Here is a 25,473-nt window from a genome sequence, read left to right on the forward strand (position 1 = left end):
AAAACCATTTAACAAACAACGCAATCGATAATAATTATCACTTATCTATCATCGAGTTAAAATATTTCTTATTGATGTAAATAAACGATTAACAAGGTTTTTATTTCGCCATTTTTTATGCATAATGCGGGCAATTATTACTCTTTTGCCTGCTAATCCCTGGAGCCGCTATGCTGACTGCCGATATGACCGCCAAGCTGAACGATCAGTTAAATCTGGAATTTTATTCCGCAAACCTTTATTTGCAAATGAGTGCCTGGGCCGCCGACAAAGGTTTTGAAGGTGCTGCCGCTTTCCTGCGTGAGCATTCGGTAGAAGAGATGCAGCATATGCAGCGCCTGTTCAACTATCTGAGCGATACCGGTGCCATGCCGGTACTGGGCTCGATTGCTGCACCGCCGGTTATCTTCAACTCCCTGAACGAAGTGCTGGAGCAGGCCTATGAGCACGAGCAGCTGATTACGGCAAAAATTAACGAGCTGGCACATGCGGCGATCACCACTCAGGACTATTCCACCTTTAACTTCCTGCAATGGTATGTTGCCGAGCAGCATGAAGAAGAGAAGCTGTTTAAATCCGTACTGGATAAGCTGGCGCTGGTGGGCACCAGCGGCAAAGGCCTGTTCTTTGTCGATAAAGATTTGATGACGATGAGCAATGCCGGACACCCGCAGGCGTAATCGATCGGGGGCGATATCTTCGCCCCTTTTTTTACACGTTAATACGGTAAAACTTGCTGTCGACCTGCATTCGCGGAAACGACGACGGTAATAGCGCGTCGCTCACTTCATGAAAACCGTTTTTCTCATAAAAACGATGGGCCGCCAGAAACCTGGAGGTCGTTCCCAGCCAGACAGCCTGTAGCTGCCGTTGACGTGCGTGCTCAAGCAGCGTATTCAGTAACGCATTTGCAACGCCTTGCTCCCTGCCTCGCCAGGCCTCGGCAACAAACATTTTGCGTAATGCCGCCTCGCCATTGCCGATATCCTTCAGGCCAATACAGCCCACCACCTCATCATCTGCCAGCGCCAGCCAGAAATCCCCCTCGCCCTGCTGATAAAAATTCTCGATATCGCCAAGATCCGGCTGCTGTTCGGCGGTTATCGCAATGCCAAACTCATTATTCTGAATCGGCAAAATAACCCCAACCACGCCAGCCTGATAACGAGGCAAGTAGCGCTGAATGCGATAAGCTCTTGTCACGTCGTTCTCCCGGTTGGTCAGGCAACGTGCTGCGCAATATGCTGTAAACAGGTGGCAAACACACCTTCACTGACATTCTGCGCCACTTCCTGCAAATCCTGCCCTTCCGTCACATTAAAATCCGCCCACCATTCTGCCAGCGTGGTGCCGTCCTCTTTTTGGGTCAGCTTGACAACTGCCACGTAGTCCGTCACCGGCATAATGCCGTCGACGATGGCGTAATGCAGTTCGTGGTTATCAACGTCCAGCTTTACCAGACGCTCCCGAACAAAACCGTCCGGCAGCGTGATTTTTCTGATGACGCCCACCGCCGTTTCGCTGGCGCCCTGCTCCAGTTCGCTGGCGGTAATAGCCGGATGGATTTTCGGCAGTCCGTTAAAATCGGCAATCAGCGGCCAGATTTGCGCGGTGGTGGCTTTGATGATGCGGCTGGCATAAGAAGTATGTGGCATAGCAATGCGTTCCTGAGCTAATGAATAAAATTAACTTTAGCACGGCATTTTGCGCTTTTATTATCTCGCCGTGTCGCCTGGTGAAAATTTCCCTGCAATGATAATCCCAGCGGGCGCGAACCCACTCATCGCAGCCGGATAAATAATCCGCCGCGCCGGTAATGGGGATAAGCGGGCGGCATCAGGTCGCCCGTTTTCGGTTTACTGAGTGCTGCTGACCGCATCAACCAGATTCAGTCGCTGCCAGAAGTTCTGCTCAGACGTTGTGCCGGAGAGCGGATAGCCGCCCGCCAGCGCGGTGGAAACCATCAGCTGGCGACGTTTCGCCGCGCTAAGATGAGGCAACGGTCCTTCCAACAGCACTTCTGCCCCCTCCGGTACCACCAGCGGTGAAACCTGCTCTTTTTCCTGCGGCAGATGGTAGGCCATAGTGAAACGATAAAATGCCTTCATCTGTGGCGCTGTGTACGGATCGGCTGCCCCTGCCGGTTTGGCGCAGTGTGCCAGCGACGTTCCGCACTCTTTTTCCAGCGCGCTGCGTAACTGCTGTTTCGCGTCGTCAAACAGGACGCGATATTTTACATCGTTCAGGTAATGCGCCACGTTGCGCTGTGCGACCATGCGCGATCCCATCAGGTCGACGGGATAGTGGACGCCCAGAACCATTCGGGAATAGCCATAACGCGCGCCACGCTCGACCAGCGGGACGAAACGTTCTGGCAGCATTTCACCCAGCAGCAGCGCATCGGTATAACCCGTATTGGTGTGGCCGCTGGGAAAGGATCCTTCCGTTGCGGTGTAGGGCTTATTGTCTTTCACTACTGCGTTGTCCGGCACCGGATGGAGGGTCGTCGTGACTAAAAACGGACGTGGATAGTTAAACTGCTTTTTAGCCGCGCTGGTGCTGACTTCGCTGGCTTTAATCAATGCCGCCGCTTTACCCAGCTCTCCCTTGTTATAAGCCCTCAGAAAAGCCGCCCCCAGTTTCGGTCCCAGCGCATCGGCAAGGAAATAGAGATGGTTTTGCCCTTCTGCATCAATCAGAGCCTGGCGACGCAGCCCGTCGGTCGCGTTCAGGTTAACGTTTTCCACCGTTTTCAGGCTGGCATCGAGGGTGCTTTTCGGCAGCGACGGGAAAGCACCCAGCAGCTGGATACCGACCTGCTGATTGGTTTTTTTATCAAAATCGTAGCCGCTTTGCTTTAGCCACTGTTTATCAGCCAGCTTGTCGCTCTGTTTCGTCTCCTCCAGCTGCTCGCGCGTCAGCTGGCTGGCATCCCCTTTCAGGGCAGCAATCAGTGACTGCTGTACAGCCGTATCGAAATCGACAAACTGCGAGTTGCTGCTGGCGGGCGTAGTACTTTCCAGTAGCGTGCGAACCTGTTCCAGATTCAGGGCTGCGGGTGCAGCCTGCGTGAACTGACTAACCAGCAGCGTGGCAGCCAGCAGAGAATAACGAAAGCGCATGAACGTTCCTTAAAAGAGGGGCGGATACCCTTGCCGACAGTCATGCTGTTCGATAAATATGACAGAAGAGTGACAACTCACATTTTGATACGGATTAGCGCATTGCCGCCTTTCGGCGGCAAAAATCGAGCCGTTATGCGACCGGGCTTAACGGTCAACACCGGTTAACCGACAATCGGCTTTTTATTTTTATCCAGCGCCTGCATAAAGGTATCGTCCAGATGCAGATGCTGGCGCACCAGCTCTGGCGGCGTGGAAGCCAGCCACTGATTCAGCGAAATATCGGCGTAGTAACTGCTTTTAAACAGCTCCAGAAAACGCAGCGGCTTATCACCCGTATTCTCAACATAGTGACCCATTGCAAAGGGCACATAACCGACGTCACCTGCACGAAAATCAAAGGTACGGGCCTGTCCCGAAGAAGCAAAAACGCCCATCCGGCCTTCGCCCTCAAGGTAGTATTGCCACTCATCGGTATTGGGATGCCAGTGAAGCTCACGCATAGCTCCGGGCTGGAGTTCCACCAACGCCGCCGCGATGGTTTTCGAAACCTTGAAAAGTGAGGAGTCGGTAATGCGCACCGTGCCGCCCTTCAGGGTAATCGGCTGCTGCGCCATCATCCGGTGGCTAAACGCGGTGCTGGAGCGGGTTGCGCCTGCAATAGCATCATCCTTCAGCGCGCCAGGCACGTTAGCGGCAAAAATATATTCATCGGAAGGTGAAGGGAGTTTGCTGAAGGTCTCGACGGGCACGCCGAAGTTTTTTGCCAGCACCTCGGGGGGAACGTGCTTAAACCAGTCGCTGAGCAGGAAAGTACTGTCCTCATCAAAACCGCCGCTGTCAAACGCCAGCAGGAATTCACAGCCGTCGGGTCCCAAACCCTGAATAGAATGGGGTACGCCGGAGGGGAAATACCACAGGTCGCCAACGCCAACATCATCCACAAACCAGTGGCCGTCGACATCCAGCGCGGTGATACGCGCTTTGCCGTAAAGCATATAGGCCCACTCGCCCTCTTTGTGCCAGTGCAGTTCACGAATACCGCCGCTGTTCAGGCGCATATTAACGCCAGCAATACTTTTGGAAATGCCCAGCTCACGCTCGGTAATCTGGCGAGTCCAGCCGCCGCTTCCTTTACGCACATGCGAATCGCTGTAGGAAAAACGCAGGTTAGGTAAAGTGCCGCTGTCGGTTGAAGGCGGATTAACCATGTCCGGATTCTCGCCCTGCCGCACCGGATCCTGCGGGCCGGGATCGCTGCCGCCCATCTTTCCTGTCCAGGGTTGAGCAACCACGGTCTGGTCATGCGCATGCACTTTGCCAGCCGCCAGCGCCACCGTACCCCCTGCGGCAAACGCCATAAAACTACGACGCGTTATTGCATTCATTTTTTGCTTCCTTGTGTAGAGTTCAAAGAATTGTGCCGCACACCACCCGGCACGTTCATAAGAATAACTACACAATCATCAACAAAACCTCTCTGCGCAAAAGCCATTACATGCTGAATTGTAAGCATATGACCATAAATAAATTTAATCATTAATACAGATATACTTATAAAAAACCCATGATTATTCGCTAGCCGCTATAACCAAAAACTGTTTTACCAACGTTATTCAGCAGTAATGACTGGTACCGTAATTTGCCAGTGAAAATTTTTATTAGCGCCGCGACGGCGAGTGAAATATCCGCTTACAGCCGCGGTGCGGAAAATCGGCCTTTTGTGGAGAGCGATGCAGAGAGACAAGAAGCAGAAAAAAGAGGCGTTTTTGTCAGCGCCCTTTCTGCTGAACAGAAAGGGCGAGCAGAAAAAAGCAGGAAAGGTCAGGCGGGCGGGTTCGCCAGCGGATGCCAGATATTCGTTACGGCCCCTTCTCCCCCCGTTACGGGATCGTGTTCAGGCAGAGGAACGCGCTTAATGGCAAGCAGCGACTGCTCTAAATCAGCATCGTTATCGCGGCACGTTTCGGGTTTCATTCCTTTAGGGTAAGCACCGACGGCAAAGAAATCTTCGCTGGCGGCGAGCTGATGATGTCCCACGCCTGCCGGGATCAGCACAACATCTCCTGCATGAACCGTCACCGCCCTGCCGGTTTCACCGCCGAACAGGATCTGCGCCCAACCGGCGCCGATACCCAACAGCTCATGGGTATTAGGGTGATAATGGGTATAGGTGTAGACCGGATAGCGCCAGGCGGGTGGCCACTGATGCCGGGCAAACAGATCCTCAAAATAGTGGGCAATATCTTCTTCTTCAATCTCTTCCGGCACGACCTGCGGATAGATAATCAACGGCAAAGGGTTGTTTGGCACCCCATTGACCGGCTGAAAAGTCAGATATTGCGGGTTGTTTGACGAGCCGGCAGAAAAAGTGCCGGCAGCAAAGGACATCATGGCAAGCAAACTACCAGCATGGGGCTGCATAAAGCGTCTCCTGACATCAGGTAGAGGATCGAAGTACTGTTAATTAATTGTGGCACCTGATGCTAAAGTTGCAATGCCCTTCGCTCGCGGCAGATCACATAACTTGCTAATTTTACGCAACTTAAGTCAAATCAAGCTAAACTTATTTACGCGTCAGCCGCCCGGCAAGCAAAGCCAGCCGGTGAGTGGGTATGATCAAGAGCGGCCACTCCCCAGCCAGTTTGAGCATTTAGAAAAAAGCTTTTATCTTTTCGCCGATACGCTTGTTCAGCTGGCAGACACGCGCTTCAGTCAGTGCCAATACCAGCGCAATTTCTTTCAGGCTCATATCCTGCTGATAATAAAGATTAAGAATGACTTTTTCTCGCGAATCCAGGCTATCAATGGCCAGTGCCAGCGTGCGCTGAATTTCCACCTCATCCTCCAGGCGACGCCCCGCGAACGTATAGCCCGGCACCTCTCCTGAAAGGAGCGTGTCGAAGCTCTCCATGGTGCTGGCGTTATCAAGCAGTAAATATTCCTGATATTCCTCATGCGTCAGATCAAGCGCCTGACGAATCTGTTCTTCAGTGGGTTCACACCCAAGACGACGAGTCAGCTCCCTGATGCCGTCATTGAGCTTGTGCGTTTTTTGACGCAGGCTGCGCGGCCGCCAGTCATGCTGCCGGAACTGATCAAGTACGGCACCGCGAATGCGCTGAGAAGCATAGCCAACAAATTTCTCATCGGGACGGCCATAGCGACGAAGCGCTTCCAGCAGACCCATTAGTGCAATCTGCTCAATATCTTCCCTGTCGATCATACTGTTAGCTTGCGGAGCCAGCTGGCGAACGATTCGCTTAACCAGCGGCAGCCATTGCTGCATATACTGGCTTTCTTCCGTCGGCGTGAGGGAAGGCAGTTCTTTAAATATTTCCTGATGTGACATGACTGAAAGACCATTTTTAAGAGGGTGGCGCCTTAAAAGGCATTGGGTTCGCCTTAAAAGCGCCCGGTAGCGTTGCATCTTCAGCTGACGTCGCTCTACGGCCCGCAAATGGCGAGCATTGATGTGAGCCATTGACCTGAAAATATCAACGGTGAATCCCTTTGATTTTTGGCTGCGGCTTTTCCGTGCGCCGCGCCCGACCAGGCCGTGTTTCCACCTGATGCCTTAGCCTGCCATCCCTTCCCAGCCTTCCAGGATGGCGTGCAGGATCTCTTCTACTTCTTCAATTTGCTCAACGGCCAGATGGTGGCTGGCGTCATACAGGCGGTAAACGCAATAGTCGTAAAGCCCGGCCAGCCGCAGCGCCACTTCGCCACCGTTGTCAAAATCGAGCGCGCTGGTTAGCGCATTGAGAATGTCGATACATTTGTTGAGGCTCTCCGCCTTACGTTCCAGACGCCGCATTTCGATATGGTTTTTTGCGCGCGTCAGTTCATCCAGCAAGCCGCTAAACATCATTAATACCCGCTGATGCGGCACGGATGCCGCTGTACGGATTGCCAAATCAGTCGTTTGGTCATGCGTAAAGCCGCTGTTTGCTTTATCCATTTCACACTCCGTTATAAATCGATAATTAACCTATTTTCAGGCATCCCTTTACCGGCCCTGGCTCAGGCTGCCGGGCATTAATTGCAAAGCCCATGCCAGATCAAAAAAAGGATATTTATCATATAATTAATAATTAAAGAGGAAGTTTCCCTTCCGCTCAGAGCGGAAGAAAATGGGTGATGGGCGGAAAAAACCAGCGTTCTTTAGCGAACGTCCTCTGTGCTGCCTTCTCTATTAACAGCGGTGCAGCCTGGACAATGAATAGCGTGGATAATTAACTAACAAATAGAAATCTATTAATTAACAATTAATCAGATAAAAATAATTTAATGGCATCATAAAGCTTACAATAATAAACATCTCCTTAATGAAGGCGTTATCTTATTCCCTAAATTTCATTAAACGTTGAACAACTTATTTTAGTCAGTGAAAATATTGCCCTGTTCAAACGATCGGCTTTTTGGATATCAACGTTATGACTTCTCAATGTGTGATTTATCACTGGTTGATTGATATGCGTTCAGGTTCGTTGATCCATCAGCTGACGGGTGAACAGCGACGTCTGGGTGAATATCAGCTGAAACTGCTGATTGTTTTGGTTCAACACGCCGGTAAAATTCTGACGCGTGAGGAGTTGAATACGCTGGTTTGGGAGCGGCGTGTCATTGGTAATAACAGCCTGCCTAACGCTATTCATGCCTTACGCGTGGCGCTGGAAGATGATGGTAAACAACAGCGTATTATTAAAACCATCCCAAAAAAAGGCTATATCCTGGAAGCAGAATTTTGCGATTTTATACGGGACGAAGAGTACGCCACAGAAACGCCAGCGTTTTCCGCTTCCGTGCTCACTGAGCCTGAAGCGGAAAACGGACCTGAAGCGGAAAGGTTAGCCTTTTCTGAAGTGCAGGACGGAAGCGGCGAGCAAACTCACGCTCTTGCCAGCGCCCATGAGGAATGGCAAAAAGAGTCACAAAAAGAAAGCGCCAGGCTGACCCAGGCTCTACAGAAAAAGCACAACCGATTCTGGCGTGGTATGTGTTTAGCGCAGGCGGCATTGTTACTGTTAACGCTGATTTTTCTGGTACGGCAAACCACGCCCGCCCTGCAAGTGACTGAACAGGCGTCCGGCACGTACAGCAATATTCATATTTATACGCTGAACGCCGGAGAAAACATAAATAAACGGCTTAGCCCTTCACTTTTCGCCATCAACGCGCTGTTAATGGCCCAGAAGATGCAAATGCAGGTCTACTTCCAGGCCACTGCCACTACCCTGAATTACACGCTGGTCCTCAACGATGGCTGTTCTCGTCGCCAGCTGGCGATGAATATTGCCCAGTTTCGCAGCGATGAAGTTCAACTCAACGCACTGATTTATCGGGAAACGGAGAGAGAAATAAATGAAATGGCGAACTGCGTCAATTAGCCTGATGCTGCTAACGCTGCTGCTGATCGGCGCAGCAGTCGTCAGGGATCTTTTTTGTTCATCAATGTATCACGCGCAGCTGTTTCAAGGTCGCGCCAGCGCTAATCCGTCCAATTTTCAGATGGGATATTACGATCTGCTGTCTAAAAACAGCGAGCTCTATAATCTTCATTTTGAAGCCAGCGATAAAACAGTGATGCTGAAACTTTATAACCCGGACGACAACCGTTTACAGATTAAGGTCCGCATGATGCTCAAGGGCGCCACCTCGCAAGGGCTAATCTACGATTATCAGCCGGTCTATATCACTAACAGAAATGACGGATTAATGATCTCCAGCGTGCTGAGCTACCTTGAGCAGGAAAAGATCTTTTTTAGCCGGATCCGTTCTGCCGAGGGTGAAATTACCGCCATTTCAACCGGGCAAATTTTCAGTAATCTTTAACTACCGCTCAGGATATTACAGACTCTGCTGCCGGAGAGGCGGGTCTGGCCCGCCAGTGCCCGGCTCATATCACCACCAGTTCTGCATCAAGCGCGCCCGCCTCTTTTAGCGCCTGAAGGATGGCCAGCGTATCGTTCGGTGAAGTCCCCAGGCTGTTAAGCGTGTCGACAATGCTGCGCAGGTGGGTACTTGTGGAAAAGATGGTTTTCTGACCCGCGCCACGATGCATAACGATTTCACCGGCTGCCGTAACGGCAGTTTTACTCCCGCCTGGCATGCCGGAAGGGTGAATCTTTCCGCTTTCCCGGATGATTACCTGCAAATGCCCATGCGAGATCGCTGCGGCATGTACCCTAATCTCCTTGCCCGCTACCAGTGTGCCGGTACGAGCATTAAAAACCACACGAGCGGGCTTTTTACCTGCACGGAGAGATAACGCTTTTTGTTGAGGCGTAAAAGTGGGATCCACGGACGTATTAAACGATACGGGGGTATGCCGGGACTGTGCCTGGGCAAGCCCCATAGTTAGCATTGCCCCCAGCAAAAAAAATATGAGTGATTGCGTCATTGCCAAACCTTAGAGCGAAAAAGGATTAAAGCAGCCTGTTAGCTGCTGAGTGGGGAATATAAGCGGCAGGCCTTATGCTTTCGTTAATGCACGGGCGGGACTAAGCTTCTGCTTTCTGGCTCGGATAGAGACAAAATGTTAGCGATCTATGCCTTCCCGGTAATATGAAAGCCAATATGCCAGCGTTGTCAGCACGCCGATCCTGATCCTTTAAGTTCCCCAAATACCTGACGTCTTAGAGTTGTAGAAATATGACGTTAGGGAAAACAGCAGGATGAAAATTTCAAGCATTAACCGGGCTTGCGCCCAAAAACAAACCGCACCTCTGCTACGCCAGGCATTCAGCGTAGCGCAGCTCCGGGCCGATCTGCCGGTTTTGCTCGGCTTTCAGGTCAGGCTGCGAGAGTTCCCCGAAATCAGTGAATGGCGTATTGCGTCAATGCAGCTGGCGCTGCAACGCAACGAAATCCCTGCGGATTCAGCAGACATTGCCGCAGCGATGATGGTGTGGTTTTGCAGCAATAAAAATCGGTAAATCCCATTATGAGAGAAAAAAGGGATTATCTGATTAAGAAGTTATTTAAACGGTCGCTTTCAGCAAGGTAACGTTGATAACTCTCTGAACAAAAAAAGAAAACACGATGAAAATTTCCGCAGAAAATCTTATTCATACTACCAGCCCGATCAATCAGGTTATCGCCAGCGCGGTGGAGAGTCCCGGCCAGGCAGCCGTATCGGTTGCTGAAACAGGCCTGGTCAGCCAGACGCAGCAGGCGCTAAAAGCGATGCCGGAGGTGGATTTGGCCAGGGTCAGCGAGATGAAAGCCGCACTGGAAAACGGCACGCTTTCGCTGGATGGTAACGTGCTGGCTAAAGCCATGATGGACTACTATCGGCGATAAGCCAAAGCGGCTTTTGTGCGATCTCGGGCAGCCTGCCGTTTATTCTTGACCCTTTATCATGATCCGCAAATATCCGTTATTTCAGCAATGCGATGCCGAAAACGGCGGGATTTGCGGTGAAAACGCGTTGTGGCCGGGCGCGCTGCCAGGCGGCAAACAGCGCGCTGATATTGACCGTATCCAGCGGCACGTTAAGCTGCATACAGAGCGCACAAAGCATCTTCAGCTGGAAAAAATGTTGGCAAAGATCGGCAAAAGCAAATTGCCATTCGGCGCTATTGCTGCCGGGAAACACATTGTGATAAAGCTCATAGCCGAGAAAGTTGGCCAGTATTCGCGGCAATGCTTGCCAGCCGAGGCTTTGCTGCTGTAGGGACCGCAAGTGGTGTTGCAGACAATCGTCGGATGACAGGGCCAGTATTGAAAGCTGCCGTGATAATGCCTCACTGTAGTGCCCGGCAATATTAGCCTGAATATTTAGCTGGCCTAACGTCCGCAGCGCCGCCATCTTACAACCTGCACCATTTTTCCCTTCAGAAAACTCAGCGGCGGACTGGCGCTGCTGACCCGGATGCAGCAGCTCGTCCATCAGCGTTAACCCGGATTTACCTTTCTGTCGTTGCTGCATTTTTGTGAGAAAACGCCCCAGCTGAAACAGAAAAAAACAGGGATCCGCCTGATTCACCGTAAGCAGTTGCAAACAACACTGATTCACCGCCCTGAGTTCAGAACAGAGCGGCGGCAGGTTTTCAGCTATCGCCTCGCCGATATGCAGTTGCAAAAATTTATCGTGACAGAGAATTTCTCGGGCCGCGCTATCGCAGCTCAGCACGGCGCTGTGACGCACCTGATTTTTCCAGCGCAGCTGGACCAGCGGCGAAGCGTTAAAACAGCCAGCGCAGCCACAAGCGTGTGGGATCGCTTGTAAACGCAAGACGTAATCGGGCATGTAACTTTCGATAAGGCTCATCTCATTCCTGCACTCATTGTGAAAAAACAGCAACGGCTTACCTGCCGTTGCGGCCTCTGCTTAGCCTGATTTCTGTCAACTGACGATCGCTCCGCTGCTGTTCCCACTGCTCCCGGCACTGCCGTTGTGCGGCACGCTGGCGCTCAAGGATCAGGCTCAGCGATTTTTCCCGGCAGGCCTGCTCAACCCATTCCTGCGCCAGCGCTTCCTCACGAATTTGCGCCAGCGGTTGTTCCTGCTTCAGCCAGTCGATAATGCATTGGATGCCGGCCTCAAAACGGATCGGTTCAGAGAGCGTCGCCTCCCCGCTCTCTGGCCTTTGGCCCTGAGCACTCAGGCTGGTTAATTTATTGATAGTGTTGCTGTATCTTTGGCAAACCTGCTGTTGCCGGGCCAGCCTGCCGCTGGCCGCTTCCAGTTCGCTTTCGCGCATTTGTCGTAACAGTTCCAGCACGTCCAGCTTTTCGACTTTCTTGTCCATGTTCTTTCCTTAGAATTAGGCTCAGGCGGCAAAAGGGCGAGCCTGAAGCTTTGGCAGTTTACGTTCGGTCAGGGCGGCGTCTGATACGTTTGAGCAGCAGGACAAGCGCCGACAGAATCAGCAGCGCGAGACCGCCACGCTGCCCCCAGTTAATCAGGTCTGGCTTTTCCCACCACGGCAGCGGCGGCTCGCTGTCAGGTTTGATTTCAGGGAAACTCAGCAGGCTGAGGGTCAAGACATCACCGCGTGATGTTTCAATCCCTGCCGCCTGATTGAGCATTTGCTGCACCTGAGCCTGATTTTCCGGCGTCCAGGCCGCGACGGCCGGCGCAGCACGATTAATCACTACCGAGACCGACAGCTTTTCCAGCTGATAGCCCGGATGGCGGATATGCCGCACGTCGCGGTCGTAGCTGGATTGCCGTTGCGGCTTAAGAAAACGTTCCCGTGTCTCTTCAATCTCATTGAAATTCACCCGGGGTACGACGCTGATGCGAAAATTGTCCGCGCCCACCACGGGAGCCAGCAAGTTTGCCAGGCTGCGTTCCGTCTCCTGACGCATCTGTTGCAGCAGGTCGCCGTGGGTTTTACTGCCCGCAGCAAAGTGACGCTTCGTTCCTGTGCTGGCAGAAAGCAGCGAGCCGTGCTGATCGACTACGCGAACTTCGCTCAGCTTCATACCCGGTACGCTGCCGGCAACAAGATTGACGATAGCGGTTACCTGCTCATCACTAAGCTGCCTGCCGACATGTACGCGCAGCATCACTGAGGCAGTGCTGTCCGGTTTATTGCTCAAGACAAACGAGCTGGTTTCACTCAGGCCCAGATGCACGCGGGCGAATTCAACCGCATCCAGCGCCATAATGCTTTGCGCCAGCTCACCTTCCAGACTGCGCCGGAAGCGGACATTCTGTATAAACTGGCTGCTGCCAAGCACGCTCTCTTTGTCCATCAGCTCATAACCCGCCGGAGAATGTGCCGCAACGCCTTTCGATGCCAGCGCCATGCGGGCTTTCGGCAGATCGGTTTCACGTACCAGCAGATTGCCGCTGTTGGGCTCTACGCGGTAAGAGATTTGCTCGCCGCTGAGAACCTCCACGACCTGCGCAACAGGGATATTTTCCTGTGATCCATAAAGCAGGATGTAGTGGTTATCGTTTTGCCACAGCATTGCCACAACAATCGCCGTTGCTGCTATCGCTACCACGCCAGGCAACAGCCACTTTTTAAGACGTTCGTCAGTCAGAAATGCCCGACACGCCCTGATCTTTTCGTTCACGTTGAGCCTATAGTGTCGTGTTTATGACGTCGTCAAACGCCGTACTGAGCCTGTCACGTACCTGCGCCAGCACAGAAAAAGCGACGCTGTCCTTCTGACTTTCCAGCATGGCCGCAGCAGAATCGACCCGCTGTCCTGTTTCCTGGGCAGGCTGTTGCACGCTGGCAGCGTGCTGCACATTATCGCTATGACTGATAGCCTGATTCAGCACCGCGCCAAAAGAAGGCTGCTGCATGCCGGTGACTCCATTTGCCATCGGCGGCAATGGGAGTGCGCTGGCCCCGGCACGCATTCGTGCCATTTCGGCCATCATCTGACGCTGTCCGACATGCATATCGAAGGTAATTTTTTCTGCCATGTTTTACTTGCCTGTGGTTTCAGGAGAGGTAGCTGGGATCGACACCCTGCGCACGCATGCTGGCCAGACGGTAGCGCAATGCCCGTGGCGTGATGCCCAGGCACGCCGCCGTCTGGGATTTATTACCCCGATGGCGTTTCAACAAGTCCAGGATATATTGACATTCCGCCATACGACCACGCTGTTTGATGGGGCTTTGCACGCTGGCGGCCCCGGTGTCATCGGAAGTCAGAGCGGGCTGCGGCTTCAGGTTCAGGCCAAAGCAACGTTCATCCAGCGGCGTACCGCAGGACATAATCAGCCCACGCTGCACCGCATTTTCCAACTCACGTACATTGCCAGGCCATTCATAGCGTTGCAGATAGCTGCGTGCGCTGTCGGTAAGATGAGGTTTGCTGCTGCAAAAATCCTGATACTTACGGATAAAAAATTCAGCAAGCGGGACGATGTCCTCCACTCTTTCGCGCAGCGGCTTGAGCTGGACAGGCACCACGGAAAGCCGGTAAAAAAGATCCTGACGGAACCGCCCTGCCATAATCTCCGCTTCCAGATCCTTATTGGTCGAGGCAATCAGTCTGATATTTAACGAAACAGATTTATGGCTTCCTAAACGCTCGACGCTTTTCTCCTGCAATACCCGCAGTAGTTTCACCTGTAGCGCCATTGGCATATCACCAATTTCATCTAATAACAGCGTTCCGCCATTGGCCTGTTCAAATTTACCCGGCTGGCTGCTTACCGCGCCGGTGAACGCCCCTTTTTCATATCCAAAAAGGATGGCTTCCAACATATTTTCAGGAATGGCGGCACAATTAACACCGACATAAGGCGCGCCATTACAGAAAGCATGATGGTGAATATATTTTGCCACGCATTCTTTACCGGTTCCCGTTTCGCCTGTTATAAGCACCGGAACGTTAAACTTTGCCACTCTCCGCGCCAGCGATAATAGATCCCTGCTGGATTGAGAATGCGAAATAAAACCACTATCGAATTCATCTTCCCCGTTCATTTTCATTGAGAGCATTCCCAGGTTTAACGTTATCGTTTCACTTTGTTTAAGATGTGAGCAGCATACGCTTTCTGCGTTACACAAATCTCCCATTAATGAGATATTAAAATATAAACCCTTATCAATCATTGGATTAACAAGAAATCCATCGATAAATTCTCGTTTTTTAATAATCAATTAATAATGCCCAAGGGATTGCCATTCAGGCTGATAAGCAGTTTAATTTACGTCGTCGTTTCTCTGGCTGTCAGAATAACCCCCTCTTGCAAGTTGTTCTGCAGAGAGGCGACACTTAAAACAAGAGAAATTGAAAGCTGTAAATTTTAAAACACCAGGAATTATCAATAAATCGTCAGGCGGGCTTTACTTTGCAAGCCCAAATAAAATAAGGCACGGATTTATCATCGCGAAGAACATTCAGAAATGATAAGGCGGGGATTTAATAAGTTGGTTCTACCTTCTTATCATATCCAGCATCTGCTTACGGATAAGCATTATCTGTTTGATACCAAAATGACTATTTCCCGTTGCCAAAAAAAATATCCAGTCCGCGTTATTATCCCGCGCAGATTTTTATCGCACGGCCTGCTGCTGACCGGGCTGCTTATTTGCCCACTGGCGGCGCTGGCGGAATCCCGTGGATTGACGCTTTTTAGCGCGACCACCACGCCTGGCGGTCAGGACTATAGCGTGAAGGTTGAAGTGCTGCTGCTGATGACGCTGCTGGGGCTTCTGCCCGTCGTGCTGCTAATGATGACCTGTTTTACCCGCTTTATCATCGTGCTGTCGCTGTTGCGCCAGGCGTTGGGACTGCAACAAAGCCCACCCAACAAGGTACTCACCGGCATCGCGCTGGTGCTAACGCTACTGGTGATGCGGCCGGTTGGGCTGAAGATTTATCAGGATGCGGTTGTGCCTTACCAGAAAGAGCAGATTTCGCTGCAACAGGCGCTGAGTCTCGGTTCTACCCCGCTAAAGACCTTTATGTTATCTCAGACCAGCAGCACTGCGCTGGCACAGATTATGACCATCGCCAACGCCAGCGGCGACGCTAAACAGCAGGATTTGACGTTGATTACGCCTGCTTTTGTGCTGAGCGAGCTGAAAACCGCGTTTAAAATCGGCTTTATGATCTACATCCCGTTTCTGGTGATTGACCTGATTACGGCCAGCATCCTGATGGCGATGGGGATGATGATGCTTTCGCCACTGATCGTCTCCCTGCCTTTCAAACTGATTCTGTTTGTGCTCTGCGATGGCTGGTCGCTGATTGTAGGTACGCTGACACACAGCGTTCAGGCTGCCGGATTATGATGAGTCTCGATGTGGCCGGCGATATTGTCGCTCAGGGATTGAAGCTGGTGCTAACCATCGCTTTCGTCGCCATTCTGCCGGGTCTGATAACGGGGCTGATAGTCAGTGTTTTTCAGGCCACGACCCAAATCAACGAGCAGACGCTCAGCTTCTTACCTCGTCTGGTTGTCACCATGCTGGTATTAGTGTTTGCGGGTAAGTGGATGCTTATTCAGCTAATCGATTTCACCCTGTTGATTTTTGAACAGGCTGCTGTGCTGGCCGGATAGCGTTTACGTGATGGATATCAACCTTCAGGCTCTGATGACGCCTCTGCTGGCATTGTGGCTGCCGCTGGTGCGCACGACGGCTTTTTTCCACTGCTGTCCGCTGTTCGATCATCACGCTTTCCCACGCAAGGCCCGCTTCGGGCTGGCATTGCTGCTCAGCATAATTATCACCCCGCTGATTGAGCACAACGTTGTGCTGCATACGCTGATGAGCTCTCAGACAATCTTGCTGACCGCTGAACAGCTGCTGTGGGGGTTCTTGTTCGGTCAGATACTGAACTGGGTGTTCTGGGCATTGCAAACCGCTGGCACGCTGTTATCGATGAGTATGGGGCTGGGCATGGCCGTGATGAACGATCCCGGCAGCGGCAGTTCGACCATGGTGATTTCCCAAATCATCTCTGTTTTTAGCGGGCTGCTGTTTTTCAGCATGGACGGGCATCTGCTGCTGGTCACTATTCTGTTCAAAAGTTTCGCGCTATGGCCGATTAGTCAGGCAATCACGCCCCTGACCCTGAGCTATTTTGTCACCGGCGTGGGCTGGATGATCGCCAGCGCCCTGCTTCTGGCGCTACCTGCGGCGATCATTATGCTGATCGTGCAGGGTACTTTTGGTCTGCTTAACCGCATTTCGCCCACGCTGAACCTTTTTGCGCTTGGTTTCCCCGTCAGCATGCTGTTCGGGCTGCTTTGTCTGATGCTGCTCGCCAGCCGTATTCCTCAACATTATCTTTCGCTGACCAACGACATCCTGGCTCAGCTCGAACACCTTAAGGTGAACTGATGTCAGGCTGCGGTGATAAAAGCGAACAACCGACGCAAAACCGATTGCGCCACTCCCGTGAGCAAGGCGATATCGCGCGTTCGAGAGATCTGGGGACGGCAGCCAGCCTGATCGTTGGCCTGGCAACACTGAGCGCTTTTTTTCCTTACTATCTGCAACTGATGCACAGCACGTTTATCGCGCTACGTCAGATCGCCAGCCATATCAACGACGAAGGCGCGCTACGTGAGTTTATGTTGCTCAACGTGCTGGTTATTTTGAAAGTGCTGGCAACCTTAATCCCCATTCCGACCGTCTGTTGCCTGGCTAATCTGATCCCCGGCGGCTGGATCTTCGTCCCTGCCCGCCTGCTGCCCGATTTTAATAAAATGAGTCCGCTGGCAGGCGTAAAACGGCTGTTCAGCCAGCAACACTATTATGAGGTGCTGAAAACGCTCCTGAAAGGCACGGTGCTGCTGTCGCTGCTGGCCTTTACCCTTTTTCAGCAACTCCCCGCGCTATTGGGTCTCGAAAATCATTTCCTGACCGGAGCGATTGTTTCCGCTCTTCAGCACTATGCCGGGATTATGCAGCAGTTCATTATCATCATCGTGCTGTTTGCCTTTATTGACCTGCCGATCGGTCACTTTATGTTTATTAAAAAGTTGCGGATGAGTAAGAAAGAGGTACGCGACGATGCTAAAAATCAGGAAGGCATTCCTCAGGTAAAAAGCCGCCTGCGCCAGCGGCAACGCCAGATGGCAATGGGGCAAGTATCCAGCAAAGTATCCGGGGCAAACGTGGTGATCGTAAACCCGACGCATTATGCGGTGGCGCTAAAATATGCCCCCGAAAAGGCCGCCGCACCTTATATCGTGGCAAAAGGAATCGATGAGACTGCCCTGTTAATCTGCAAGGCCGCACGGCAGCATCAGATTGAAATCGTGGAGTTTCCTTCACTGGCGCGTTCGATTTATCACAGCACAAGCGTCAATCAACAAATTCCTGCCTCCCTCTTTCGGCCGATAGCGCACATTCTTTCGTACGTCATGCAATTAAAGGCCTGGCGGAAGGGAGAAGGCGCAAAGCCCCGGCTGGATTTACACACCCCTATTCCTGAATACGGAACGGATAAGCATGCCAAAATTTAATTTCCGCCAGATCGTGGCGCTGTTGGGACAAAGCCCTTTTGGCGTACCGCTGCTGCTGCTCTGCGTGCTGGCCATGGTGATACTACCGCTCTCGCCACTGGTGCTGGACGTGCTGTTCACCTTCAACATCGTGCTGGCGATTATGGTGCTGCTGGCCAGCGTTAACAGCCGACGCCCGCTGGATTTTTCCGTTTTTCCTACCCTGCTGCTGATTACTACATTGATGCGGCTGACCCTCAACGTCGCATCCACCCGCGTAGTGCTGCTGAAAGGACATGAGGGGGTGGGAGCCGCCGGTAAAGTGATTGAAGCGTTCGGCAATGTGGTGATTGGCGGCAACTTTGTGGTGGGCTTCGTGGTGTTTATCATCCTGATGATCATCAACTTTGTGGTGGTGACCAAAGGTGCCGAGCGTATTTCGGAAGTGTCGGCCCGCTTCACGCTGGATGCATTGCCTGGCAAGCAAATGGCGATTGATGCCGACCTCAATGCCGGTCTGATTAATCAGCAACAGGCCCGATTACGTCGCCGTGAGGTTGCTAACGAAGCCGATTTTTATGGCGCAATGGATGGCGCATCGAAGTTTGTGCGTGGCGATGCCATTGCCGGGATCATGATCCTGCTGATCAACGTTATTGGCGGGATGCTGATCGGGATCTTTAAACACAATCTGGATGCCGGCCAGGCACTTGAACAATATGTATTGCTGACGATTGGCGACGGACTGGTCGCTCAGATCCCTTCGCTACTGCTCGCCACCGCGGCGGCCATCATCGTGACCCGTGTGAGCGACGACGACAGCGCCGGTATTGCCGATGAAATCAAGAATCAGCTGCTGGCAAAGCCTGCCACGCTGTGTACCGCCGCTTTTGTCATGTTCGTGCTGGCGATAGTGCCCGGCATGCCCCATTTCGTGTTTCTCGCCTTTACCGCGCTGATGCTGTTTATTGCCTGGCGGCAATATCGCGTGGTTCAGCCAGCACGGCAAAACGATGAGGAGATCGCGCAGGCGCCAGATGATAATGAAAGCGTCAGTATCAGCTGGCAGAGCATCCCGCTTGTTGAGCCGCTGAGCCTCTGTCTTGGCTATAAGCTGGTTACGCTGATGGATAAATCCAGCGGCACCCCGCTGGCTCAGCGCGTAAGATCCGTTCGACAACTTATCTCGGAAACCAGCGGCGTGCTGCTGCCGGAGATCGCTCTTCACGAAGATTTCTGCCTGAAGCCGGTTCAGTATGAGATCAAAGTCAACGGGTTACGAACGGCGCTGGGAGAAGTGCATCCGAACCGATTAATGGCGATCCCAACGGCGGCGCTTTATGGCGAGATAGAAGGCCTGCGCGACACCGATCCGGCTTGTGGCCTGGCCGTCACCTGGATTATGCCGGATGAAAAAGCCAGCGCGCTGAGTCTTGGCTATCAGGTAGTGGATTGTGCCAGCGTTATTGCCACGCATCTTCATCAGGTGGCGCGCGAGCATCTGCCCGAGCTGTTTAATTACGATGATATTACCTTTTTCAATCAGCGACTTGCAGAGACAGCTCCCCGTCTGGCTGATGATTTGAATAAGGCGCTTTCTTATAGTCTGCAACTGAAAATTTATCGTCTGCTGTTGCAGGAACAGGTTTCACTGAAAGATAGTGTTTCTGTCGCCACCACGCTGGTTGCAAGCGCAGCGGTGACGAAAGACGCCCTTTTACTGGTTTCCGATGTGCGTTATGCCCTGCGCCGGCGTTTGGTTGCCGCCATCGCGCCCGATAACAAACCGCTTTCGGCTTACGCGCTTGCGGCTGAACTGGAAAATCGGCTACTCGGCGCGTTGAGCCAGGCACGGCAGGCGGGCCCGGTCAGTCTCGACAGTTTCCCGGTAGATCCCACTGTTACAAGCCGGTTGCAGTCTGCTCTGCCCGTTGTGCTGGAGACGCTAAAAGCACAGAATCTGACGGCTGTTTTACTGGTGCAGCCTCAGCTGCGACCGTTACTCTCCTGCTATGCACGGCAGTTTGCTGCCGGCATGTCGGTGCTCTCATACAATGAAATCCCGGAGGAAACGGATTTGCAGATTGTGGGTCACGTCTCCTGAGCCACGGCCTTTATCCGGCCATTAATAATCAAACAGCGAGCGCCATTCAGCGAGCGTTTTTGGCAGCGTTGTCCCCTTTTCGCTGGTGATTAGCTGCGTCTCAGGCGCGTTGCCATTATCCCTGTCTGGCAGCAGGCGCATTGCCCACATTTTTCCGTCCTGGGTAAACATAATTATCGCTGCGCGGCGGCTGGCTGCCCCCTTCACTGACAGTGTGACTACGGTAGCGCCCATGCTATCCAAATCAGCGGAATAGACCAGGTTGTTGGCAACATCGACGAATTGCTGATAATCCTTACCTGCCAGCTGGCGAAAACGATCGTCCAGCGCTTTGGTGGGAAACACCCCCAGCGATAACAGCGTCGCGGCCGGGCGCGGATCGCTTTGGCTTCTGACGTAAGTGCCATCAATGCTCATCCCGCCGCGCATCAACAATTTGCAGCTGCCGTTGCTGTCGCTACGGACGTCAATCTGCCCGTCGGTACGCGGGATAAACAGCACCGTGCAGCCTGCACCCCACGCAATATTGTCCGCCAGGCCGGTACCGTAAAACATTTTGACATCACCACGCAGGTTAGATTTATAGGTTCCTCGCCAGACTTGCGCATCAAAGTTAAACGCCCATTTCGTGGTGTGACTCAGGATAATTTTTCCGCCGTCGCCATGCACCGCCGAGCGGTTCCACCATTCACCGTCCCAGTTGAATTTTTCCGGGACGTTATAGAGTTGTCCAATGCCCTGTAAATAAGCCCAGCGCAGACAGCTGCTGCTGGCACAGGCATCGCGCGAGGCCTGCCACTGCTGCATTTCCTGATTTACGCTGGCAGGCTCCGACAGCTTCATGACGTTGCGGTAGGTGTCGTTTAATACCGCGTCCAGCCAGGAGAGCTGAGGAGAGTCACAAATGGTATTTTCCACAATGCTTGCTGACCTGGCGCAATCGATCGCCAGCGCTGAAGAGGTGCAACCAAAAAATGCCACAAGCAGAAAAACGTTTAGCGCCAGTTTCATCATTATCCGGGCCCGGAAGCAGTTTTGAGAACAGAGAGTATGTCGTCATCTCAGCCATATTTCCTTAAACGAACGCAACTGTTATAGCTTTATTTGCATTAACTGTGTCTGCCTCAGGTATACAAACTGTGGTTTACTAAGGCATATACCGAAAGGAGGTGATGAGTGGAAGACGTCAAACAGATACTGCTGCGCGAAATTGACACGCTCAATCGTGAAGAACAGCGCGATAACCGGCCGCGTTTCAGCTTTAACTTTCTGAAAAATCATCCCGGCCTCTGGGCATCAATGTATGTCTGTTACGCCCTGACCGTTGCGCTGATTTTTACCACGGAATTTCTCGGCTGGCCCGCTTTCTGGGGCGCGACTTTTTTCGTGCTGCTGATGAGCGGATTGATGCTGCTGGATGTGAATCCCCGCTATCGCTTTGAAGATATCGATACGCTTGATCTGCGCGTTTGTTACAACGGCGAATGGTATTACGTTCGCACCCTGTCCGAACAGGCGATTAAGGATATCCTTGGCAGCAGCCAGGTGCCGGATAAAGTCAAACAGGGCATTGAGAAGCTTTTGTCGCTGAAAGGCGAAGTGGACTTCTACGATGTTTATCACCTGGCCTGGGGCCAGCAGCGCGCCTCGGCGGTTTAATCGCCACCGTCCTACTGGGGCCAGCCAGTCTGGCCCTGGAGCATTTCGGCTATCAGTTTCCCCAGTTTTTCTGCCGCCGCTTCCTGCGTCGCATTCCATTCCCAGGCGCTGTTAAAGCGAAAATAGTTCGCGTACTGCTCGCCGGAGGAGAACATCTTGCCGGGCGCGATACTGATCTTGTGCTGCAACGCGCGGTAATAAAGTTCGGTGGTATTAATCTGCGCGGGCAACTCAATCCACAAAAAGTAGCCACCCTGAGAATCATTAATTTTGGCCCCGAGCGGCAAATGCCGCTTTAAAGACAGCCGGGCCTGATTTTTACGCTGTTCCAGCGCCTGACGCAGCTTACGTAAATGGCTGTCGTAGCTGCGCGTTCCCAGGTAATTGGCCAGCGCAAGCTGCATCGGCGCGCTGGTCGAAAGCGTGCTCATCAACTGTAAGCGCTGGATCCGCTGCGCGTGTTTGCCTGCCGCCACCCAACCTACGCGAAAACCCGCCACCAGATTCTTTGAGAAAGAGGAGCAATGCAGCACGCTGCTCTGCTTTTCAAACGCTTTCGCGGGGAGCGGCTTGTCGCCGCCAAAATAGAGTTCGCTGTAGACATCATCCTCAATCAGCGAAACCTGATGCTGTTCAAGCAGCGCCACCAGCTGCTGCTTTTTATCCCTTGTGAGCGTACAGCCCACCGGGTTTTGCTGGTTGGTCATCATCCAGCAGGCTTTGATCGGCCAGCGCTCAAGCGCGCGTGCCAGCTCGTCGAGGTCAATGCCGTGCTGAGGATCGGTGGCAATAGCGACGGCTTTCAGCTGAAGCCGCTCAATCACCTGTAACGCGCCATAAAAGCACGGGTTTTCAATCGCGACATAGTCGCCCGGCTCCGTCACCGCCTGCATGCTGAGGTTAAGCGCTTCCATCGCCCCATTAGTAATGACAATTTCATCCGGCGAGACCTGAATTCCCTGCAAGGCGTAGCGCTGCGCCAGCGTTTTGCGCAATGCTTCGTTGCCAGGCGGCAAATTATTCAGCGCATCGGCAGGCTTAAGCGAGTGCGAGACGGCGCTAAGCGAACGCATCAGCTGACGCTGGGGAAAGAGTTCGGGATCGGGAAAAGCGGAGCCAAAAGGCACAATTTTGGGGTCGCGGCAGGCCTGAAGAACGTCAAAGATAAAGCCGTTGATATCGACGGATTCGGTCAACTGCACTTTCTGATGACTGGCAGGTTGACTGAGAAACTCTGCGCGGGGCGCAACGTAATAGCCAGACTGCGGCCGTGACTGGATCCATCCCTGACTTTCCAGCACCTGATAAGCATGCATAACGGTCATCAGGCTCATGCCGCTTAGCGTTACCTGTTCCCGCAGCGAAGGCAGTTTTTCACCGGGAAGCCAGAGCTCGGCGGAAATCTGCTGCTGGATTTGTGCAATAAGCTGTTGGTATTTGGCCAAAACTGTTACGTACCCGATAAGGGAATTTGGCAACTATTATAGGTCTAAAGACGCTGATAAAACAGCGTCCTTTACCTGACAGGTGGTCGGTCAGACGGCCTTTTTCTCGGGCAGCGTTTCACCCCCGTCCGCATACAGATCGAGTTCCGGCACTTTATCCGCTGGCACCGGCCGCCCCAGCAAATACCCCTGTAGCGAGTTACAGCCGAGGCTGGTCAGGAAGTCCTGCTGTTCGCGCGTTTCCACGCCTTCCGCCACCACTTTCAGCTTCAGCGTTTGCGCCAGCGCGACGATGGCCGTCACAATGGTGGCATCTTCATTCTGCGTTTGCAGCTCGTTAACAAACGCCCGATCGATTTTCAGTTCGCTGGCCGGTAAACGCTTCAGATAAAGCAGGCTTGAATAGCCGGTCCCGAAGTCGTCAATTGAGGCTTTAACGCCTAAATCGGTCAGTTCGGTAAGGATGCGCACGCTCTCATCGGGATCGCGCATTGCCGTCGTTTCGGTAACTTCCAGCGTTAACTGCTCCGGCGGAATTTGATGCTTTTTCAGCGCGCTAACCACCGTTTCAACCAGTCCAGCCTGTTCAAACTGTAGGGCAGAGAGGTTAACGGCCACCGACCACTGCGTGTTGCCCATCTGGTGCCATTCATGAAGCTGGCGACAAGCCTCGTTGATCACCCAGTTGCCCATGCTGACAATCAGTCCGGTTTTTTCCGCCAGCGGCAGAAAGATATCCGGCGTCAGCAGGCCGCGCTGCGGGTGCTGCCAGCGGATCAGCGCCTCAAAGCCGACGATCGGGCCCTGCGGTGCACAGAATTTAGGTTGATAAAACAGACGCAGTTCGTTGTGTTCCTGCGCCAGCCAGAGGTCATTAATCAGCTGCAGCTGGTTTTGAGCAATGGTGTTCATGGAGGGCTGGAAGAAGCTGTAACCATTACGACCATTGTTTTTGGTGTGGTACATCGCGGCATCGGCATTGAACATCAGTTCGCGTTCGTCATTGCCATCGCCAGGGTAAACGGCAATACCAATGCTCAGCGATACCACCAGCTCATAGCGTGAAATAACAAAAGGCGCATCAATCGCTTTCACCAGCTGATCGGCAATAGCGGCAGCGTCGTTGGGATCGGTGATTTCAACCAGCAGTACAAATTCATCCCCACCAAGGCGCGCCAGCGTATGGTGCCCCTTCAGCAGATTTTTCATCCGGTCGGTCACGGCGACCAGCAGATTGTCGCCAATATGATGACCAAAAGCGTCATTTACCGCTTTAAAGCCGTCAAGATCCATAAACATCAGCGCGAAAGAGGTCTCTTCTCGTACGGCTTTGTTTAACGCCTGGTCCAGACGGTCTTCCAGCAGAATACGGTTCGGCAAGCGGGTCAGGTTGTCATGCAGCGCCAGCTGGGCCAGTTCGCGGTTAGCTTCAGCCAGAGAAGAGGCCAGCACCGAGGTGCGCGCCTGTAAGCGGGCATCAAGTGTGGAAACGACCAGAGTAATACCCAGAATGGAAAGCGTAACCACTACCACCAGCACCGCCAGCCAGTTGCTGTTTACGCCCATCTCTGTGGCGTGGCTCATCATCGGGAAGCTGGCGGCTGCCATGCCGCTGTAGTGCATTCCGGCAATCGCTGCCCCCATCACCAGCGCGGCTCCTGCACGCAGCAACGCTAAATGTCCCACCCCCTGCCGCAGTTTGAAAGCCAACCACAGCGCGGCGGTACTGGCTGCCAGCGCAATGGCCACCGAGACGGCAACCCAGCGCCAGTCCCAGATGATGCCGGGTGTAAACATTAATGCACCCATGCCGGTGTAGTGCATGGCGACCACGCCGCTGGCCATAACCACTGCGCCAGTCAGCAAACGTGACAGCGGCAGCTCGCCGTAGCAGACGATCCACAGCGCAAAGATTGAGGCAGCGATGGCGATAACCATCGAGATTAGGGTCAGGCCGGGATCGTAGCTCATCACCATTGCCAGGTTCATGGCCAGCATGCCGATAAAATGCATAGACCAGATGCCAATACCCATCGCAAAACCGCCGCCGATAAGCCAGACCCGGGCAACTTTGCCCGTTGAGGTCGCGACTCTGCCCGCCATATCCAGCGCAGTATAGGAAGCCAGAAAGGCGACAAAAATGGAGACAGTGACCAACAGATGGTCGTAAGAGCTCATAAGCATATGCAAATCTCTGATGCCAGCCGATGGCCTGGCGCCGTGTGATGGAACAAAGGTGTTTTTAACACTTTCAATGATCAC

Annotated in this window: 27 protein-coding genes; 11 read left to right on the top strand and 16 right to left on the bottom strand. The window is 52.9% G+C overall.

What is annotated here, in order from left to right; translation table 11 throughout:
- Positions 1–170 precede the first annotated feature (170 nt).
- Complete coding sequence (gene ftnA / locus AAGQ96_RS17975; protein ID WP_342754228.1) at positions 171–680, top strand: non-heme ferritin; 510 nt, start codon at positions 171–173, stop codon at positions 678–680.
- A 31-nt stretch (positions 681–711) separates the two neighbouring features.
- On the opposite strand, the gene AAGQ96_RS17980 is transcribed toward ftnA, so the two are convergent.
- From AAGQ96_RS17980 to fliS, 7 genes are all read right to left on the bottom strand, one after another.
- Complete coding sequence (locus AAGQ96_RS17980) at positions 712–1,203, bottom strand: GNAT family N-acetyltransferase (protein WP_342754229.1); 492 nt, start codon at positions 1,201–1,203, stop codon at positions 712–714.
- Positions 1,204–1,220: 17 nt separating this feature from the next.
- Positions 1,221–1,655 (bottom strand): SRPBCC family protein, encoded by a 435-nt coding sequence (locus AAGQ96_RS17985; RefSeq protein WP_147199826.1) that lies wholly within the window; start codon positions 1,653–1,655, stop codon positions 1,221–1,223.
- Between the two features lie 201 nt (positions 1,656–1,856).
- Positions 1,857–3,122 (bottom strand): phosphatase PAP2 family protein, encoded by a 1,266-nt coding sequence (locus tag AAGQ96_RS17990; protein WP_342754230.1) that lies wholly within the window; start codon positions 3,120–3,122, stop codon positions 1,857–1,859.
- A 164-nt stretch (positions 3,123–3,286) separates the two neighbouring features.
- On the bottom strand, positions 3,287–4,510 hold the full coding sequence (locus AAGQ96_RS17995) for a cupin domain-containing protein (protein ID WP_342754231.1): 1,224 nt from the start codon (positions 4,508–4,510) through the stop codon (positions 3,287–3,289).
- A 436-nt stretch (positions 4,511–4,946) separates the two neighbouring features.
- Entirely contained in the window at positions 4,947–5,546 is a 600-nt protein-coding gene (locus tag AAGQ96_RS18000; RefSeq protein WP_147199829.1) for a cupin domain-containing protein, read from the bottom strand.
- A 229-nt stretch (positions 5,547–5,775) separates the two neighbouring features.
- Positions 5,776–6,474, bottom strand: a complete 699-nt coding sequence (locus AAGQ96_RS18005; protein WP_147199830.1) for a FliA/WhiG family RNA polymerase sigma factor — start codon at positions 6,472–6,474, stop codon at positions 5,776–5,778.
- A gap of 225 nt (positions 6,475–6,699) precedes the next feature.
- Positions 6,700–7,083: a flagellar export chaperone FliS gene (gene fliS / locus AAGQ96_RS18010; RefSeq protein WP_147199831.1), complete on the bottom strand. Its 384-nt coding sequence runs from the start codon at positions 7,081–7,083 to the stop codon at positions 6,700–6,702.
- A 475-nt stretch (positions 7,084–7,558) separates the two neighbouring features.
- Between fliS and AAGQ96_RS18015 the strand changes: the two genes are divergently transcribed.
- Complete coding sequence (locus AAGQ96_RS18015; protein ID WP_147199832.1) at positions 7,559–8,512, top strand: transcriptional regulator; 954 nt, start codon at positions 7,559–7,561, stop codon at positions 8,510–8,512.
- Positions 8,487–8,957, top strand: coding sequence for a hypothetical protein (locus AAGQ96_RS18020; protein WP_147199833.1), 471 nt, complete (start codon positions 8,487–8,489; stop codon positions 8,955–8,957). The genes AAGQ96_RS18015 and AAGQ96_RS18020 overlap by 26 nt, the downstream gene beginning before the upstream one ends.
- 64 nt (positions 8,958–9,021) lie before the next feature.
- On the opposite strand, the gene AAGQ96_RS18025 is transcribed toward AAGQ96_RS18020, so the two are convergent.
- Positions 9,022–9,525 (bottom strand): flagellar basal body P-ring protein FlgI, encoded by a 504-nt coding sequence (locus AAGQ96_RS18025; RefSeq protein ID WP_342754232.1) that lies wholly within the window; start codon positions 9,523–9,525, stop codon positions 9,022–9,024.
- A gap of 274 nt (positions 9,526–9,799) precedes the next feature.
- Between AAGQ96_RS18025 and AAGQ96_RS18030 the strand changes: the two genes are divergently transcribed.
- Together AAGQ96_RS18030 and flgM are read left to right on the top strand one after the other, a co-directional pair.
- Positions 9,800–10,060 (top strand): hypothetical protein, encoded by a 261-nt coding sequence (locus tag AAGQ96_RS18030; RefSeq protein WP_147199835.1) that lies wholly within the window; start codon positions 9,800–9,802, stop codon positions 10,058–10,060.
- A 106-nt stretch (positions 10,061–10,166) separates the two neighbouring features.
- Positions 10,167–10,427 carry a flagellar biosynthesis anti-sigma factor FlgM gene (gene flgM, locus AAGQ96_RS18035; protein WP_342754233.1) on the top strand — a complete coding sequence of 87 codons (261 nt, stop codon included), beginning with the start codon at positions 10,167–10,169 and terminating at the stop codon, positions 10,425–10,427.
- 76 nt (positions 10,428–10,503) lie between these two features.
- Here flgM and AAGQ96_RS18040 read toward each other — a convergent pair whose 3' ends face one another.
- The 5 genes from AAGQ96_RS18040 to AAGQ96_RS18060 are packed head-to-tail and all read right to left on the bottom strand — an operon-like array spanning position 10,504 to position 14,542.
- A complete protein-coding gene (locus AAGQ96_RS18040; RefSeq protein ID WP_147199837.1) occupies positions 10,504–11,397 on the bottom strand; it encodes a hypothetical protein in 894 nt (297 codons plus the stop codon).
- Between the two features lie 37 nt (positions 11,398–11,434).
- Complete coding sequence (locus tag AAGQ96_RS18045; protein WP_342754234.1) at positions 11,435–11,878, bottom strand: flagellar export protein FliJ; 444 nt, start codon at positions 11,876–11,878, stop codon at positions 11,435–11,437.
- 58 nt (positions 11,879–11,936) lie between these two features.
- Positions 11,937–13,157 (bottom strand): flagellar basal-body MS-ring/collar protein FliF, encoded by a 1,221-nt coding sequence (gene fliF, locus AAGQ96_RS18050; RefSeq protein WP_342754235.1) that lies wholly within the window; start codon positions 13,155–13,157, stop codon positions 11,937–11,939.
- 7 nt (positions 13,158–13,164) lie between these two features.
- Positions 13,165–13,515, bottom strand: coding sequence for a flagellar hook-basal body complex protein FliE (locus AAGQ96_RS18055; protein ID WP_342754236.1), 351 nt, complete (start codon positions 13,513–13,515; stop codon positions 13,165–13,167).
- Between the two features lie 19 nt (positions 13,516–13,534).
- The gene (locus AAGQ96_RS18060; RefSeq protein WP_342754237.1) at positions 13,535–14,542 is read right to left on the bottom strand and encodes a sigma-54 dependent transcriptional regulator; all 1,008 of its coding nucleotides are present in this window, start codon (positions 14,540–14,542) and stop codon (positions 13,535–13,537) included.
- Between the two features lie 498 nt (positions 14,543–15,040).
- On the opposite strand from AAGQ96_RS18060, the gene fliP reads away from it, so the two are divergent.
- Genes fliP through AAGQ96_RS18085 form a run of 5 tightly spaced genes read left to right on the top strand, consistent with a single transcriptional unit; the run spans position 15,041 to position 20,107 of the window.
- Positions 15,041–15,841 (top strand): flagellar type III secretion system pore protein FliP, encoded by an 801-nt coding sequence (gene fliP / locus AAGQ96_RS18065; RefSeq protein ID WP_342755585.1) that lies wholly within the window; start codon positions 15,041–15,043, stop codon positions 15,839–15,841.
- Positions 15,838–16,110 carry a flagellar biosynthetic protein FliQ gene (locus tag AAGQ96_RS18070; RefSeq protein ID WP_147199841.1) on the top strand — a complete coding sequence of 91 codons (273 nt, stop codon included), beginning with the start codon at positions 15,838–15,840 and terminating at the stop codon, positions 16,108–16,110. Before fliP ends, AAGQ96_RS18070 begins: the two co-directional genes overlap by 4 nt.
- A 10-nt stretch (positions 16,111–16,120) precedes the next feature.
- Positions 16,121–16,894 (top strand): flagellar biosynthetic protein FliR, encoded by a 774-nt coding sequence (gene fliR, locus AAGQ96_RS18075; protein ID WP_342755586.1) that lies wholly within the window; start codon positions 16,121–16,123, stop codon positions 16,892–16,894.
- Entirely contained in the window at positions 16,891–18,024 is a 1,134-nt protein-coding gene (locus AAGQ96_RS18080) for a flagellar type III secretion system protein FlhB (RefSeq protein ID WP_342755587.1), read from the top strand. Before fliR ends, AAGQ96_RS18080 begins: the two co-directional genes overlap by 4 nt.
- Positions 18,011–20,107: a flagellar biosynthesis protein FlhA gene (locus AAGQ96_RS18085; RefSeq protein ID WP_342754238.1), complete on the top strand. Its 2,097-nt coding sequence runs from the start codon at positions 18,011–18,013 to the stop codon at positions 20,105–20,107. Before AAGQ96_RS18080 ends, AAGQ96_RS18085 begins: the two co-directional genes overlap by 14 nt.
- Positions 20,108–20,128: 21 nt before the next feature.
- Here the strand turns inward: AAGQ96_RS18085 and AAGQ96_RS18090 are convergent, their stop codons facing one another.
- Positions 20,129–21,121, bottom strand: coding sequence for a hypothetical protein (locus AAGQ96_RS18090; RefSeq protein ID WP_342754239.1), 993 nt, complete (start codon positions 21,119–21,121; stop codon positions 20,129–20,131).
- A 162-nt stretch (positions 21,122–21,283) separates the two neighbouring features.
- Here AAGQ96_RS18090 and AAGQ96_RS18095 point away from each other — a divergent pair, with 162 nt between their 5' ends.
- A complete protein-coding gene (locus AAGQ96_RS18095; protein ID WP_147199845.1) occupies positions 21,284–21,766 on the top strand; it encodes a YlaC family protein in 483 nt (160 codons plus the stop codon).
- An 11-nt stretch (positions 21,767–21,777) separates the two neighbouring features.
- On the opposite strand, the gene AAGQ96_RS18100 is transcribed toward AAGQ96_RS18095, so the two are convergent.
- Positions 21,778–23,211: a PLP-dependent aminotransferase family protein gene (locus tag AAGQ96_RS18100; RefSeq protein WP_342754240.1), complete on the bottom strand. Its 1,434-nt coding sequence runs from the start codon at positions 23,209–23,211 to the stop codon at positions 21,778–21,780.
- A gap of 90 nt (positions 23,212–23,301) precedes the next feature.
- Entirely contained in the window at positions 23,302–25,395 is a 2,094-nt protein-coding gene (locus AAGQ96_RS18105; protein WP_342754241.1) for a bifunctional diguanylate cyclase/phosphodiesterase, read from the bottom strand.
- Between the last annotated feature and the right edge of the window lie 78 nt (positions 25,396–25,473).

The organism is Pantoea sp. MBD-2R (genome assembly GCF_039134845.1).
Classification (GTDB): Bacteria; Pseudomonadota; Gammaproteobacteria; order Enterobacterales; family Enterobacteriaceae; genus Erwinia.